At 37.6% G+C, this 16,403-nt stretch carries 8 protein-coding genes; 7 read left to right on the plus strand and 1 reads right to left on the minus strand.

Features of this window, described 5'->3' with window-relative positions; genetic code table 11:
* Window positions 1–43 precede the first annotated feature (43 nt).
* From FLUTA_RS14485 to FLUTA_RS14500, 4 genes are all read left to right on the plus strand, one after another.
* A complete protein-coding gene (locus FLUTA_RS14485; RefSeq protein WP_013687639.1) occupies window positions 44–2,158 on the plus strand; it encodes an amino acid permease in 2,115 nt (704 codons plus the stop codon).
* An 88-nt stretch (window positions 2,159–2,246) separates the two neighbouring features.
* Window positions 2,247–3,344 carry a TolB-like translocation protein gene (locus FLUTA_RS14490; RefSeq protein WP_013687640.1) on the plus strand — a complete coding sequence of 366 codons (1,098 nt, stop codon included), beginning with the start codon at window positions 2,247–2,249 and terminating at the stop codon, window positions 3,342–3,344.
* Between the two features lie 115 nt (window positions 3,345–3,459).
* Window positions 3,460–4,809 (plus strand): signal recognition particle protein, encoded by a 1,350-nt coding sequence (gene ffh, locus FLUTA_RS14495; RefSeq protein ID WP_013687641.1) that lies wholly within the window; start codon window positions 3,460–3,462, stop codon window positions 4,807–4,809.
* Between the two features lie 78 nt (window positions 4,810–4,887).
* Window positions 4,888–5,451, plus strand: a complete 564-nt coding sequence (locus tag FLUTA_RS14500; RefSeq protein WP_013687642.1) for a hypothetical protein — start codon at window positions 4,888–4,890, stop codon at window positions 5,449–5,451.
* A gap of 4 nt (window positions 5,452–5,455) precedes the next feature.
* Here FLUTA_RS14500 and FLUTA_RS14505 read toward each other — a convergent pair whose 3' ends face one another.
* Window positions 5,456–6,142 (minus strand): rhodanese-like domain-containing protein, encoded by a 687-nt coding sequence (locus tag FLUTA_RS14505; protein WP_013687643.1) that lies wholly within the window; start codon window positions 6,140–6,142, stop codon window positions 5,456–5,458.
* Window positions 6,143–6,346: 204 nt separating this feature from the next.
* On the opposite strand from FLUTA_RS14505, the gene FLUTA_RS14510 reads away from it, so the two are divergent.
* The 3 genes from FLUTA_RS14510 to FLUTA_RS14520 are packed head-to-tail and all read left to right on the plus strand — an operon-like array spanning window position 6,347 to window position 16,274.
* The gene (locus FLUTA_RS14510) at window positions 6,347–8,566 is read left to right on the plus strand and encodes a T9SS type B sorting domain-containing protein (protein WP_013687644.1); all 2,220 of its coding nucleotides are present in this window, start codon (window positions 6,347–6,349) and stop codon (window positions 8,564–8,566) included.
* The gene (locus FLUTA_RS14515; protein ID WP_013687645.1) at window positions 8,559–9,977 is read left to right on the plus strand and encodes a PorP/SprF family type IX secretion system membrane protein; all 1,419 of its coding nucleotides are present in this window, start codon (window positions 8,559–8,561) and stop codon (window positions 9,975–9,977) included. Before FLUTA_RS14510 ends, FLUTA_RS14515 begins: the two co-directional genes overlap by 8 nt.
* Before the next feature lie 18 nt (window positions 9,978–9,995).
* A complete protein-coding gene (locus tag FLUTA_RS14520) occupies window positions 9,996–16,274 on the plus strand; it encodes a PKD domain-containing protein (protein WP_013687646.1) in 6,279 nt (2,092 codons plus the stop codon).
* Window positions 16,275–16,403: the final 129 nt, after the last annotated feature.

The raw sequence follows: 16,403 nt of genomic DNA on the forward strand, positions 1-16,403 counted from the left end.
TAATTTTGGAATATTCTTACATTTGCTTTCCTTGCAAAGAACTATGAAACAAAATTCCCTCTTTCGAAAAAAAACAGTTCAAGATATCTTGACAGCTAGCGAACAAAGTCAAGCTGATGGGCATGATACGCTTGGAAAACACTTAAAAGTGAGGGATTTAGCAGCTTTTGGAATAGCGGCTATTATTGGAGCTGGAATTTTCTCAACCATTGGTGAAGCTAGTTCAAATGGTGGGCCAGCTGTCATTTTCTTGTTTATTTTCACTGCCATTGCATGCGGATTTGCTGCTTTTGCATATGCTGAATTTGCTTCCATGGTTCCAGTTGCAGGGTCTGCTTATACCTATTCTTATGTTGCTTTTGGTGAAATCATTGCATGGACAATTGGCTGGGCACTCATCATGGAATATGCCATTGGAAACATTACGGTGGCCATCAGTTGGAGTGATTATTTCACTGGAATGTTGGAAGGCGTCAATATTCATCTCCCGCAATGGATTCAGACTGATTACCTGACTGCGTATAATGGATACAATGAGGCGGAAGCTCTTATTCAGGGAGGTAAAAACTTTGAGAACTTAGATGCTAGTTTACAAGCTGCTCATAAGGCATGGGAAACAGCCCCAACAATTTTTAATTTTCACCTTATTTTTGATTTACCAGCACTGTTTATCATTGTATTGATTACATGGCTTGTTTACCGTGGAATGAAGGAAAGTCGGAATGCGAGCAATGTGATGGTAATCATTAAATTAGCGATTATTTTACTGGTCATTGCTGTGGGTATTTTTTATGTAGACACAGATAATTGGAGTCCGTTTGCGCCTAATGGTGTTTCTGGGATTTTGAAAGGAGTTTCAGCTGTTTTCTTTGCCTATATTGGATTTGACGCCATTTCAACAACTGCTGAAGAATGTGAAAACCCACAACGAGATTTGCCTCGAGGAATGATGTGGGCAATTATCATTTGTACTATTCTGTATGTGATTATTTCTCTGATTTTGACAGGTTTAGTGAATTACAAAGTATTGGCTGTTGGTGATCCTTTGGCATTTGTATTCCGCGAAATAGATTTGAAATGGATGTCGGGAATAATTGCTGTTTCTGCCGTTATTGCGATGGCTTCCGTCTTGTTGGTATTCCAAATGGGGCAGCCACGTATATGGATGTCGATGTCTCGAGATGGATTGTTGCCAAAGAAATTTTCGAAAGTACACCCGAAATACAAAACACCTTCATTTGCAACTATCGTTGTTGGTTTTGTTGTTGCAGTTCCAGCATTATTCATGAATTTGACGATGGTAACGGATTTGTGTAGTATCGGAACTCTATTTGCTTTTGTACTTGTTTGCGGTGGAGTATTGATTCTTCAAAACAGAACGGATATTCCTCGTGGAAAATTCAGAACTCCTTATATGAATGGGAAATATGTATTACCGTTTTTAGTAGCTGGAGCAATTATTCTTGGATTTACTCAATATAAACCTGAATTAATGGGATTCCTAACCAATCAATCGGAATTGAAAGAAACAAAAGATTTGATTGTTGATTTATCGGAAAAGGAATCTGCTCAGTTGAAAGAAAGTATCATTTTAGTCGATAAAGCTGGATTTTCTCTTGTTGGATCTGATTTGCTGGCCTATTTCGAGCAAGAACCAAAAATTGACTTGAAAACTTCTTTGAGAGGAATCAAAAGCTCATCGAAAGCGGAAATAGCTTCTGAGTTGGATCAAAAAACAAAAGACCGATTGATTCATTTTTTGGAAGGATACGATGAAAAAGGATTGAAGCTAATGGATTCTGATTTGGAGAAGTATTTTGAGCAAGGGCCAAAGATTTCTATTGAAAATGCCTTAAAGCCAATTGGAGTTTCTGGAAAGCGATTATACAATAGTGGATTCTCTCATTTTGCACATAAGATTCCAACATGGATTTTTATCTTGTTTACTCTGTTTATTACCATTGTTACGATTCGCAAGAATTTGTCGTTGATTCCGCTTTTGGGATTGCTTTCTTGTTTGTACATGATGAGTCAGATTGAACTTAGAAATTGGATAGCTTTTGTTATTTGGCTATGTATCGGTTTGGTGATTTACTTCGTTTATAGTAGAAAAAATTCCAAATTGGGACTGAAAAAGACTTCAGATGAAAGACAATAGACTAATTTTCAGTCTTGCGTCTATTGTCTTACGTCTTTCCCATTCGTAATTATGTAATATATTCGTTCGTAATTGTAAGTGATTGATTATGAAAGCTACTACTGTTTTATTTTCTTTTTTACTGATTGGCTTTATTCTAATTTCTTGTAAAAAGAAAACCGTAGATCCTATCAACAGTGGTACTACTTACGCTTCAATGGAAGTTTATAAGGAAAGTGCAATGGGCGTTATTTACAACCAAGCAACAAACAGTGTGGCTTACAGTAAACCAGATCCTGACGGAACTTACAAGATTTATATTTCGAATTTCGATGGAACAGGAGAGACACAGCTAACTTACCCAGGTTGGGCTTCAAACAGGCATCAATGGGCTGAAGAATGGGATCCAACTGGTCAATATTTGTACTGTTACGTTGAAAAAACGGATTATGTAACCGAAAGTGGTCATACGAGAACTCCTGAAGATGCCATTCCAGGCTACGGAGCATACACTGATTTATGGATTATCAAACGAGATGGAAGTCAGGCTTGGCAAATGACCAATTTTCCCAATGATTACAACCATGGAATTATTCATGGAGCTATTTCTAGTGATGGAACGATGTTTTCATGGACAGAACGCATCCAAGCGCCCGTTTTTTTGGATTTGAATTTAGCAGCTGGAGCTTATGTGTTTAAAGTGGTAGATGTGACTTGGAATCCGCAACCTGTTTTTTCAAATGTTCGTACGTATCAACCAAATAATGAATTGGCTGGTGGAGAAGTGGAAAGTATTAGTCCTTCAAAAACAGATATATTGGTTTACAGTACGTTTGAATCTCATAATTTGGTAGCGACACCTATTTATCGGATTGATTTAACGACAGGAAATACGACCAAACTCACCACAGAAAGTTTTTCACAGGCACCAACCTATACTCCAAATGGACAACGAATTGTATATATGAGTGGGGAAGGATGTGATATTTTTCCAGGTCAGTTGCAAGGAGCAGATTGGTGGATCATGGATGCGAATGGAAGCAATAAAAAACGCTTAACCTATATGAATCTAAAAGATCATCCTCAAAGTGTGAATAGTTACCGCTTGGCGGGTACACTTTCGTTTGTAAACGATTCTACTTTCATTGGTGGCATAATGACACAATCTCTTGGTTTAGTCGGATATAGTGCTTTAGTTAAATTCTGAACTGAAAATTCAAAAAGAGATTTAGGGAATTTTTGCTTCGACAATAATTTTGCATTTTGAATTTTGCATTTTGAATTAGTCGTATCTTTGTGTCTCAAAAAAATCGCTCAATAACATGTTTGATAATCTTACCGATAAGTTTGAACGCGCCTTTAAAGTCTTAAAAGGACAAGGACAAATTACTGAAATAAATGTTGCAGAAACATTAAAAGAGGTTCGTAGAGCGCTTCTTGATGCCGATGTGAATTTTAAAACTGCTAAAGATTTCACGGTTCGTGTGAAAGATAAAGCAATGGGTGAGAATGTGTTAACGGCAATTTCTCCTAGTCAGTTAATGATTAAGATTTGTCATGAGGAGTTGGTTGAGTTAATGGGAGGGAACGAAAGTGAAATCCAAATTCAAGGAACACCTGGAGTCATTTTAATGTCGGGACTTCAAGGTTCTGGTAAAACGACTTTCTCTGGGAAATTGGCAAATTACCTTCAAACAAAAAAGAATAAAAAGCCACTATTAGTTGCTTGTGACGTTTACCGTCCTGCTGCGATTGATCAGTTGCATGTTCTTGGCGAGCAATTGGGAATAGAGGTTTACTCCAATAAAGAAGAAAAAGATCCTGTTAAAATTGCAACAGATGCGGTTATTTACGCAAGAAGTAAAGGTTTTAATGTAGTGATTGTCGATACTGCTGGTCGTTTGGCTGTTGATGAGGCAATGATGGATGAAATTGCACGTGTTAAAAAAGCAATTAATCCTACTGAAACGTTGTTTGTGGTGGATTCCATGACAGGTCAGGATGCTGTAAATACTGCAAAAGCTTTTAATGACCGTATCAATTTTGATGGCGTTGTATTAACCAAATTAGATGGTGATACACGTGGTGGAGCTGCATTGTCAATTAAGTCAATTGTAGATAAGCCCATCAAGTTTGTTGGAACGGGCGAGAAGATGGATGCATTGGATGTATTCTATCCGAAACGAATGGCTGATCGTATTTTGGGAATGGGTGATGTTGTGTCCTTAGTGGAACGTGCTCAAGAACAATTCAACGAAGAAGAAGCGCGTAAACTTCAGAAACGTATTCAAAAAGATCAGTTTGATTTCAACGATTTCTTAGGTCAAATTCAGCAAATCAAAAAGATGGGTAACGTCAAAGATTTGATGGGAATGATTCCGGGAATGGGAAAGGCTGTGAAAGATGTGGATATTCAGGATGATGCGTTTAAGCATATTGAAGCGATTATTTTTTCAATGACTCCAAAAGAACGTGCAAATCCTTCTTTGATGAATGGTACACGTAAAACACGAATTGCCAATGGTTCAGGAACGAATATTCAAGAAGTGAATAAATTACTGAAACAGTTTGAGGATACAAAGAAAATGATGAAAATGATGAGTAATCCGAAGAACATGATGGGTATGATGAAGCAAATGAAGGGGATGAAAGGCGGGATGCCTGGGATGTAATTATAAATGATCAATGGAATAATTATCAAGAAGAGATTCAGTTCTTGATAATTGATAATTACCTCATTTATAATTAATATGATTGACTTCGAACTTACATCTAACGAGCCTTATTCTGATTCTTTTCGAAACAAGGGGATCAACTCATTTAAAGAAGCGTGTGATTACATAGCGCAGCTTCCTTATGGTCGGAATGCCAATCGGGAAGATTTTAGTTTGGTGCTTTCAGAAGCGAAGGGAACGTGTTCATCAAAACATGCCTTGTTGTCCGAACTGGCTTTAGAAAATAGTCATCCTGAAATTGAATTGATTGCAGGGATTTTTTTAATGAATGAAGAAACTCATTCTAAATTGACTGGTTTCTTTGAGGATAAACCCTATTCCAATATTCCTGAATGTCATTGTTATCTTCGATATAACGGTGAGCGCTTCGATTATACGGATACTTCGAATGGTTTGGAAAGAATTATTCCTAGACTGGTTCGTGAACAGCGTATTGATCCAAATCAAGTAAGTGATTGGAAAGTGATGATTCATAAACACTATTTGGAAGGTTGGTTAAGTAGAAATCCAGCTTTTCAACTTACTTTGGATGATATTTGGAAAGATAGGGAAGAAGCAATCGCTCTTTTGAGTAAATAAAAAGCTAGTCCAGCAATTCTTTCAGTTTCGTTTTCGAACAAGCACCACTCACTCTCTTACTTTCTATTCCGTTTCTGTAAACTATAAAAGTGGGGAATGTTTCTGCTTTTAAGTCCTTTGCTAATTGAGTTTGAGCTCCGCCGTCTATTTTCAGAATTACAATTCCTTCTTGTTCCAGCTCTTCTATAATTGGCTTCATTTTCTTGCACGGTGGACACCATTCTGCCCCGATATCAATTAAAATTGTTTTGTCTTTTGGGATAGAATTTAAAAAATCAGAGAGTTTTATTTGTTCCACATCTTTCTTTCCTTCTAATGGGAGATCCTCTAAATTCCAAGCGTTTATCCCTCCCTTTAAATTGACAACTGTTTTGAAACCTTCTTTTATAAGCCATTTTTGAGCTGCTGAACTTCTAGAACCTGCTAAACAATAAACATAAACGGGTTTATTTTTATCCAAAGATAAAACCCGTTCTTTAAACTGATCGCTAGAATTCCAATCGGCTTGAAATGCATCTTTAATATGGCCTTGATTATACTCGTTAGAGGTTCTTACATCGAGTAATTGAATTCCTCTATTCTGAATAGAGTCATTAAAATTTGAAGGGCTAAGTTCTTGGTTTTGACTGAATAAATAAAAATTAATAGTTAAAAAAAAGGTTGAAATTATTGCTTTCGTGAAATTTTTCATAGAATATACTGATATAAAACACTTATTATTCTTTTGAAGAAAATAAATCCATAAGTCGTTAACGCGCGTAGTTAATGAAAGGAATTAAATTAGTTACCATAAAGATAACCATTCCTTATTTGGAATACTTGTAAAAAACTGTTAATTTCGACTTTAGTTAATGTTTGAAAATTTAATACTTTAGCTTCTCAACACTTATACTCTATGCTTCGCCAATATATATTTTTGTTGATTTTATCTGTAACTTTTGCGCATACAACAAGCGCGCAGGATGTTTGGTTACAAAATCATTTTTCACCAAACTCAGGATGTTCTTTGTCAAACTTGGAAACAGTTACTGTTTTGGTTAATAATAACTCTGGAGGGGTTATGTTGTCAAATACTATTCAAGTATACTATACCATTGATGGAGGAAGTGCAGTAAATCAGCCCTTATCGTCCAATTTAACTGCAGGTGCTTCTTGGAATTTTAGCTTTGCAGTGAAAGCTAATTTATCTGCATGTGGCGCGCATATTGTAAAGGTTTGGGTGAGTAGACCGCTAGATCCAAATCATTTAAATGATACACTTCAATGGACAGTTCAGAATGATTGTCCAATTGTTCCAGGTACAGTAATGTCAGATATTACCGTTTGTCAAGGTGCAAATGCAGGGACACTTTCGCTTTCTGGTTGGACCCATGGTACAATTACATCTTGGGAGTCTTCAACAAATGGTGGTTCCACTTGGACGCCAACGCTCCCAAATAATACTACACCTTCTTATGCTTATGCAAATGTGAATCAAAACACACAATATCATGTATTGATTGATGGTGGATATTGTCCCGATGATACTTCCAGTTTTGCGACAATAACTGTGCAATCACCGCCAGTTGCAGGTACTATTTTGGGATCAGATTCCTTGTGTGAAAATTTGGCGAATGGTGTTTTGAATCTTTCAGGAAATTCGATGCCCGTGGTTCAATGGGAGTATTCAACAACTGGAGGAAGTCCATGGACTGTTGTTGGTGGTCCAGCTACAAGTTATAATTATACGGGTCTTACTTCCTCAACCATATATCGCGTATTAGTTGATGGCGGTGCATGTAACGATGCGTATTCGGATACGGCATTGATTTATGTAGATCCGATTTATCCTCAAACTGTTTTGACAGGATCTGATTCCTTGTGTATTACTAATGCTACTGGAGTTGTGAGTGGAACAGGATCTTTCGGAACTGTTTTGGGTTGGGAATGGTCAAATAATGGTTTTATATGGAATTCGGTTACAAATACTAGTGGGATTTATAATTATGTGAATCTGACTCAAACAACCTATTACCGAATGATCACTGAAGGAGGGCAATGTCCGGATGTTATCTCAGATACAGCAATCATTTTTGTACAATCTATACCAGTTCAGCCATCTTTAGGGCAATCAGATACTGTTTGTGCTGCTTTGGTTAATGGTATATTGAGTTTATCAGGAAATTCATCCACAATTATAGATTGGGAATCATCTACTGATTCTGGAACTATTTGGAATCCCATGACGAATACAACAAGTTCTTATGATTATAGTGGACAAAGTGTTACAACCATTTATAGGGTTAATCTGGATGGATGGTTTTGTCCAGATTTTTATTCAGATACGGCTATTATTAAATTAGATACGCCTCCGGTAATTGGAGTTTTGAATCAGGACAATAGTGTGTGTCAGTTTACCACAGACAGTTTAAGTTTGGTTGGTGCAGTTGCAGATTCCCTTCGCTGGGAGTTTTCATTAGATAATGGAGCAACTTGGCAAACTATTGCAAATTCGGATACAAACCATATAATGACTCCTGCAATTACTGGTGATATTCAATTTCAAGTTGTTGCAATTAATGGAGTTTGTCCTCCATTAACATCAAATACAGTAACAATTACTATGATTCCTGCTCCTGTCTCGAATGCAGGAAATGATACCGCAATTTACATTGGTGAAACCGTTACATTGAATGGTTCTGGAGGGGTTACCGGAATTTGGATGCCTGGATCAACATTGTCTGATTCACTGATTACAAATCCGATTGCTACACCAAGTACCACAACTAATTATGTTTATTATGTGATAGACGGAACTGGATGTGTCGGAAGGGATACGGTTGTCATTACTGTAATGGATCCGATTCAATTCAATATTAGAAATGTGATTACCATGAATAATGACCTTGTTAATGATACTTGGAATATTACTGGAGTTGAATTTTTTCCAATGACAGATGTGAAGGTCTTTAATCAATATGGAAAATTAATTTTTGAAAGTGGTGATTATAAGAATGAATGGGTTGGTGATTACAAAGGATCTAAATTACCTAATGGAACCTATTATTATGTTGTTCAAAAAGGGGGGACTGAGGAGGAGTATAAAGGAACAATAACATTATTAGGAAATGAATAAAATACTACTACTTATCTTTGCGTTTTTGTATTGGGGAAGTTCATTTGGACAGCAAGTTCCTTTTTACAATCATTATTTGATTAATCCATTTATTTACAATCCAGCTTTTACAGGTGCTAGCGATTATGTAAACGCGAGCTTTGTTCGAAATCAACGATATTCTTCATTTGGTTCTACTGCTGTCAATAATTATCTCACAGTTGAAGGTCCAATTGCAAAGGGTAAAATGGGGTTGGGAATTGTCGTGGCACATCAAAATCAAGGGATTCAACAGCAATTAATGTCAAGTTTGAATTATAGCTACAAATTGACAATCAATGAAGCGCATTCTATCCGTTTTGGAGTTTCAGCGGGTGTTTTGGACAACCGCATAGATTACGATAAAATCAATGCTCAAGAGATTAATGATCCCTATTTAACTGGTCTTAGACCAACCGCTCCTGTTTTTGATATGAATGTTGGTTTGGTGTATGCTTGGAAGGATTTGAAAATCGGAATTTCTGTTCCTCAGATAATCGGAGGGAAGGTGAAGTATGCAAAAGAAAAAAGCAGGGGTTATTATCAATTGGAAAGACATTACATGATGTCTTTGGAATATGATTTTCATGTAGGTGAAAAATTCATTGTTAGACCGAATGCTGTTTTGAGATACCTACCCAGTGTTCCATTGCAATATGATATTTCTGCAATGGCTATTTACAATAACATGATTTGGGCATCTGCAACTTATAAATCAGATTATGCAGTTCAGTTCAATGCAGGTGTTCGCTTATTTGATTTTTTGAGAGTAGGGTATAGTTATGAGTTACTAATTGGATCTTTAAAACAATATAATACAGGAATGAATCATGAAGTTTTCTTAGGTTTTTCATTCAAAGGGAAACGGGAAAAAGAAATCCAGATTGTAGAAAAAGAAGTAAAGGTTACGGATGATTTAGCAATTAAACAAAGAGATTCGATTCAACGATTAAAAGATGATTTAGAAAATCAATTGAAAAGAATGTTAGAGGATCAAGCTAAAAAAGATCGAATTCAAAAAGAAAAAGACTCTTTGAATGACTTAGCGAAGGTTGTTGTTCCAGTAGTGGATACTGTAAAACCTAAAAATACAGCTCCTGAGGTTATCCCAGTTGCCAAAGGATATCATTTTGTGAATTTGGATAAAAGTGAATCTCCTGATGGATTTTATGTTATTACTGGCGTTTTCTCTAATAGACAAAATGCAGATTTGATGCTATCTAAAAATTTAGCGGAATATCCAAATTCCTATTTGGTTATCAATGAATCCAATAATTATTTTTATGTGGTGATTTTATATTCATTAGATCAAGAACTCGCTTCCACCACATTTAATGACTATAAAACGAAGAAGAAACAGAAGGTTTGGATTTTAAATTATTTAAAAAACTAACAATTCAGGCAACCTTTAATGAAATTTATAGTCAATACATTGAGCTACACTTTTACGATTATGAGAATAACTACTACTTTGAAAGGAATTTGCAACATAGCATTGCTTTTTGTCTTTATTTTGGGCTTTTCAACGGTTTCGCTATCCCAATTTCCGGGTTGTCCGAATATTGATGCTGGACCAGATCAAACACTTCCGTGTTCTACACCGTGTACGAATTTAACGGCCACGCCTTTTGCTACGGGTGCAACAAATACATATTCTGTTAGTGCGATTCCGCATACTCCACCAATTGCTTATAATCAAACTGGTGGAACAGCTGTTTCAGTTGGAACGGATGACGTATTTTCCCCTGCAATTAACTTACCTTTTAATTTTTGTTATTATGGAACAAACTATAATACGTGTACAGTAAGCTCTAATGGAGGGATTAAGTTTGGAACTGCATTTGCAAATGCAGGATCAGGTTTTAGTTATGTTGGAGGAGTCCCTAATGCGAGTCTTGTTTCAAGAGGTGATATATTTGGAGTAGGACATGATATTGATCCTACAGTGGCTGGATCGGTTACATGGTACTTGCTAGGAACGGCTCCTTGTCGGATTTTTGTTGTTTCTTTTAATGATTTGGGCCATTTTCAATGCAATGCTATGAGAAGTACTCACATGATGGTTTTGTATGAAACAACGAATGTGATAGATGTTTACATTGCTAGAAAAGATGCTTGTAATACATGGCATCAAGGGTATGGAATTGTTGGTATTCAAAATCCGGCTGGAACAACAGGTATTGCGGCTCCTGGTAGAAATGGAATTCCATCATGGACTGTACCTACCGCAACTCCAGAAGCATGGCGTTTTACTCCAACGGGAGCTCCTAACTATTCGGTTGCTTGGTTTCAAGGAGCCACTCAAATAGGTGTTGGAAATACAATTAACGTGTGTCCAACCGCCAGTACCACTTATACATCTGTCGTCACTTATAATCGATGTGATGGAACCACTGTAACAGATAATGATCAGGTTACAGTTAATTTTTCAGGCTTAGGGCCTGCAACAGTTACTCCAACAGCAGAATCTTGTGCGAATTACAATAATGGATCGGTTGTTATTGATAATGCTCCAGGAGCAGGTCCATATACGGTCAATATTACTGGTCCTGCAACTGGCTCTGTCGTTGAGGGGAATGCAGCTGGAGCTACGGCCAATTTTACGAATTTACCTGATGGGAATTATACTTTTACGGTAACAGGTGCAAATGGATGTACAACGACAGGTAATTTTACAATTGCTGCTGGTCCACCATGTTGTAGTGTTACCGCAGTAAATACAAATATACTTTGTAATGGGTCTCCAACAGGAACTGCAACTGCAACACCTGTAGGTTTAGCTCCTTATACCTATTCTTGGACTGGTGGTGGTCAAATATCACAAACAGCTACAGGTTTAGCTGCTGGGCCGTATACTGTCACCATGACTGATAATTCTGGTTGTGTTGCTACAGCGAATGTTACTGTTACCCAGCCTACTGTTTTAAGTGGAACGATTGCAGCTGTGAATGTTTCTTGTAATGCTGCTTGTAACGGAACAATTACGGTAACTGCTGCAGGAGGAACGCCTGGTTATCAATACAGTTTAAATGGAGGCGCTTTTCAAGCATCGAATGTGTTTACCGGTTTGTGTAATGGAACGTATGCAGTAACTATTCGAGATGCAAATAACTGTACAGTTATTATCAATCAAAATATTACACAGCCTGCCGTTTTGAATTTAACGCAAGCATCTATTTCTCCAGCTAATTGTGGAGCAAATAGTGGCTCTGTAACGGTTACCCCTTCTGGAGGAACTGCACCTTATACCTATACCATTGATGGTGGAGCAAGTCAAGCTAGTCCTACTTTTAGTGGATTGACTCCAGGTACTCATACAGTTGAGGTTACAGACAATCGTGGTTGTACTCGAAATTTGATTATAACAATTGTAGCTACAAATGCACCAGTTGCTTCAATATTGAGCCAAACAAACGTAAGTTGTTTTGGAGGTGTTAATGGATCTGTGATTATTGGATTAGCAGGAGGTTCTTCACCATTTACTTATTCAATTGGAGGTCCATTCCAAGCTTCTAATACGTTTACAAATATTACGGCTGGAACATATACAGCTACAGTAACGGATGCAAATGGTTGTAGTGGAACAGTTTCATTTACAATTACAACCCCACCACAACTTACTTTTACATCTACAGCAACCGCTGCATCTTGTAATGGAGTATGTGATGGTCAAATTCAAGTGAATGCAACAGGTGGAACAGCACCTTATCAATATTCGTCTAACAACGGTATTACTTATGTCTTAGCGAATCCATTAACAGGTTTGTGTGCTGGAACGACTAGTGTAGTTGTAAAGGATGCAAATGGGTGTTTGACAAACTCAGACATCATCATTACACAACCAGCACCAGTTTCAGGTACTTTTGTCAACACAAACCCGATTTGTAATGGCGTATGTGATGGAACAATCACAGTTACTCCTTCAGGAGGTACACCAACGTATCAATATTCATTGAATGGCGGAGCTTTACAAGCAGGAAATACAATTACAGGTGGTTGTGGAGGAAACAACACGATTATGATTCAAGATAGTCATGGTTGTCAGTTTACTTCTGTTCAGGTATTAACCGATCCTCCAGGATTTGGAATTGATACAACGGTTGTTATCGAATCAAATTGTGGATTTAACAATGGATCAATCAATGTGGTAGCAAATGGTACCAATGGACCTTTTTCTTATACAATGACAGGAGCTCCTGCTCAACCCCAACCAACAGGAGTTTATACAAATTTGTTTGCTGGAGCTTATGAAATCACAGCAGTGGATCAATTGGGTTGTTCAGAATCGGTATTCTTTGGAATCAATGATGTTGAAATGGATGGTATTACCTTATTTCAAACCGATGCGAATTGCTTTGGAGTTGCAGATGGTACTATTGAAGTTCAGAACGTAAGTGGAGCAATTCCTATTACGTATGAATTGGATAACAATCCACCGACTCAATCTTCAGGTTTCTTTCCGAATATTCCTTTTGGATCACACATTGTGACTATTTATGATGGTGGATTTTGTGTATTCACGATTCCATTCAATGTTGCAGAACCCACAGAAATACAATTTGATACAGATTTAACGAATATCAGTTGTAATGCAGGTAGTACAGGAGAGATAGAATTTATCAATGTTTCAGGAGGAACAGGAGCTCATCAATTTAGTATTGATGGAGGAACGACTTACCAATCTAGTCCTATTTTTACAGGTTTACCCGCAGGTACTTATCCCTTAGATGTGATGGATGCGAACGGTTGTACTGTTTCAGGTTCAGTGACACTTATTCAAGCCCCAGCATTGACTATTGCATCGACTGTTTTTGACTTAACCTGTTTTGGTGATGCTTCAGGAGGAATTCAAATTGGATCCACAGGCGGAACAGGAGCTTACCAATACAGTATTCTTGGAGGTGCAGCAGGTTCTTTTTCACCGATTGAATCCTTCTTTGGCTTGTCAGCAGGAACTTATAATTTAGTGACTCAAGATGCTGCAGGTTGTCAGATCACAGGAACAGCAATAGTTAACCAACCAGCTCAATTGACAGCAACTTACACCGCAACGAATGCAACATGTTTTGGTGTTTGTGATGGAGAGATTGCAGTGAATGCATCAGGGGGAACAGCTCCTTATTTGTATAGTCCAGATAACGGCTTGAATTACTTTGTAGCAGCGACATTAGAGAACTTATGTGCTGGAAATATTGATATTCAAGTGAAAGATGATAACGATTGTTTTATCACAGCAGTTCAAGTAATTACCCAACCAACAATAGTTACGGTAAATGCCGTTCCAACGGATGCTACTTGTTCTTTGGCTAATGGTCAAATAGCATTAACAGGTGGAGGCGGAACTGGAGCATACACTTACAGTATTGGAAATCCAGCAGCAGGTCCATATACAGCAACGTCAACATACACTGGATTGCTTGCAAATGTTTACAATGTCTTTGTTCATGATGCAAATAACTGTGAGGCAACAACAACGGTTTCAATAGCAAATTTCGCATCCCCAATCATTATTGGATCAGCAGTTACGAATGTATCATGTAATGCAGCATGTGATGGCGAATTACAGGTTACAGTTTCAGGCGGAACAGGAACAATTTCATACTCAATCGGTACACCTCAAGCAGCACCTTTAATTACAGGTATCTGTGCAGGAAACTACACGCTAACAATTACAGATCAAAACGGATGCACGGACACTGAACCAATTGTGGTGACAGAACCAGCAGTATTAACAGCAACAGTAACCCCAACAGCGTTAACCTGTTTCAATAACAATACAGGTGAAATTACATTCGTAGCATCAGGGGGAACAACACCTTATAGCTACAGTACGAACAATGGAGTTTCATTCTCGAGTCAGACTAACGTTCAATTCTTAAGTGCAGGAACTTACAACACGGTTGTTCGAGATGCGAATGGTTGTTTGGTCAATACGAACATTATCGTTACAGAACCGGCACAGTTACTTGTTCAAAACATGGTTGTGAACAATGCAAGTTGTCATGGAGTCTGTGATGGAGATGCAACTGCAACGATTACAGGCGGAACAATACCTTACAGTTTTGCCTGGTCAGATGGAACAACAGGTACAGGTGCAACTGGTCTTTGTGCAGCTACTTATGATGTTACTGTAACAGACGATAATGGCTGTTCTGCTATTGAAGTTTTCAATATTACTGAACCACCATTATTGGTGATTACAAGTACAAGTGCAACGGATGCATTGTGTAATGGAGATTGCAATGGTACAATTACTATTAATTCACCGCTTGCAACTGGATATAGTGTTAACAATGGAGCTACATTCCAACCTTCCAATGTGTTTAATGGACTTTGTGCTAATACGTATACTATTCAAGTGCAAGATGCGGCAGGATGTACACAATCTGCTTCCATAGTTGTGGGTCAACCTCAACCGTTGGTTCAAGGATTGATTCCTGAAGATGGGTTATTAATCTGTTACGATGGATTTGGAACCTTGTCTGCAAATGCAACAGGAGGAACATCACCTTATTATTTTGTTTGGAATACAGGAGACACCACTCAATTTTTGAATGTGAATTTGACTGCACCAGCAACATTTACTTGTACAGTATCCGATCAAAATGGATGTACATCCAATGCTCAAAACGCAAACGTAACAGTTAGAACTCCATTTGTAGCTTCAGTTACAACACCAGTAATGGCTTGTCCTGGAGATTCAGTAACGTTTACAGCATCTGGTACAGGTGGTTTACCTGGGTATAGTTATGAATGGTTAACTCCAACAACATTTGATACATTGGCGAATGGAACAAGTTATTCATATACTCCAAATGGATCTGAAACAGTATTGATGGTTGCTCATGACGAATGTTATAGATACGATACAATTCCAGTGACTGTTCAAATTTATGCACTTCCAAGTGCTGAGTTTGAAGTAACGCCAGCATCTGGATGTTCTCCACTAAGAGCTGATTTTAGCTTTCCGATTGCTACAGCTGGTTCAATTACGAATGCTAACTGGACTTTTGGGGATGGTAACACTGGAACTGGAACCACTGTTTCTCATGTGTTTACACAAGTTGGTTGTTACGATGTAACTGTAGAAATCACAACTACTGACGGATGTATTACAGATACAACGTTGTCGAATATTGTTTGTGTGGTTCCTGATCCGATTGCAAATTTCAATTGGTCACCAGTTTCACCAACTACCATTAATTCAACGATTAACTTTAATGATAACTCTGTGAATGCGGCAACTTACGCTTGGGATTTTGGCGCCTTTGGTACTTCTACGTTAGAAAACCCAATTATTAATTATGGGAATATCGATGCAGGAAGTTATCAAGTATGTTTAACAGTAACCTCTCCTGAAGGTTGTGTGAATGATATCTGTAAACCAATTGTGTTTATCGAAGAGTTTTTGATTTTTGTTCCAAATACGTTTACTCCGGATGGTGATGAATTTAATAATGTATTCAAACCAGTTGTTCCGGTAGGAATGGCATTGGATGATTACACCTTTACTATTTTCAATAGATGGGGAGAAGTGTTATTCGAGTCACATGATGTGAATTTTGGATGGGATGGAACTTATCATGGTACCCAAGTAAAAGAAGGTGCTTATACTTGGACAATAGTAGCTAAAGGAGGCGGAGATAAAAAAGCGCGTAAATATGAAGGACATGTGAACATGTTGAAATAATCAGCTTTAAATAGTTTTGAAAAGGTTCTCTGTCATCTGATAGAGAACCTTTTTTTATTCCATAAATACCGATTGAAATTAAAAACAGGAAGGTATTTAATTGGGAAAAAAAATTGCTATTTCTAAAAT

Source organism: Fluviicola taffensis DSM 16823 (genome assembly GCF_000194605.1).
Lineage (GTDB): Bacteria > Bacteroidota > Bacteroidia > Flavobacteriales_D > Crocinitomicaceae > Fluviicola > Fluviicola taffensis.

Coding starts and splice junctions, on each gene's coding strand:
- FLUTA_RS14505 (WP_013687643.1), bottom strand. CDS start 6,142: ATGAAAAATTTCACGAAAGCAATAATTTCAACCTTTTTTTTAACTATT.
- FLUTA_RS14500 (WP_013687642.1), top strand. CDS start 4,888: ATGATTGACTTCGAACTTACATCTAACGAGCCTTATTCTGATTCTTTT.
- ffh (WP_013687641.1), top strand. CDS start 3,460: ATGTTTGATAATCTTACCGATAAGTTTGAACGCGCCTTTAAAGTCTTA.
- FLUTA_RS14485 (WP_013687639.1), top strand. CDS start 44: ATGAAACAAAATTCCCTCTTTCGAAAAAAAACAGTTCAAGATATCTTG.
- FLUTA_RS14490 (WP_013687640.1), top strand. CDS start 2,247: ATGAAAGCTACTACTGTTTTATTTTCTTTTTTACTGATTGGCTTTATT.
- FLUTA_RS14515 (WP_013687645.1), top strand. CDS start 8,559: ATGAATAAAATACTACTACTTATCTTTGCGTTTTTGTATTGGGGAAGT.
- FLUTA_RS14520 (WP_013687646.1), top strand. CDS start 9,996: ATGAAATTTATAGTCAATACATTGAGCTACACTTTTACGATTATGAGA.
- FLUTA_RS14510 (WP_013687644.1), top strand. CDS start 6,347: ATGCTTCGCCAATATATATTTTTGTTGATTTTATCTGTAACTTTTGCG.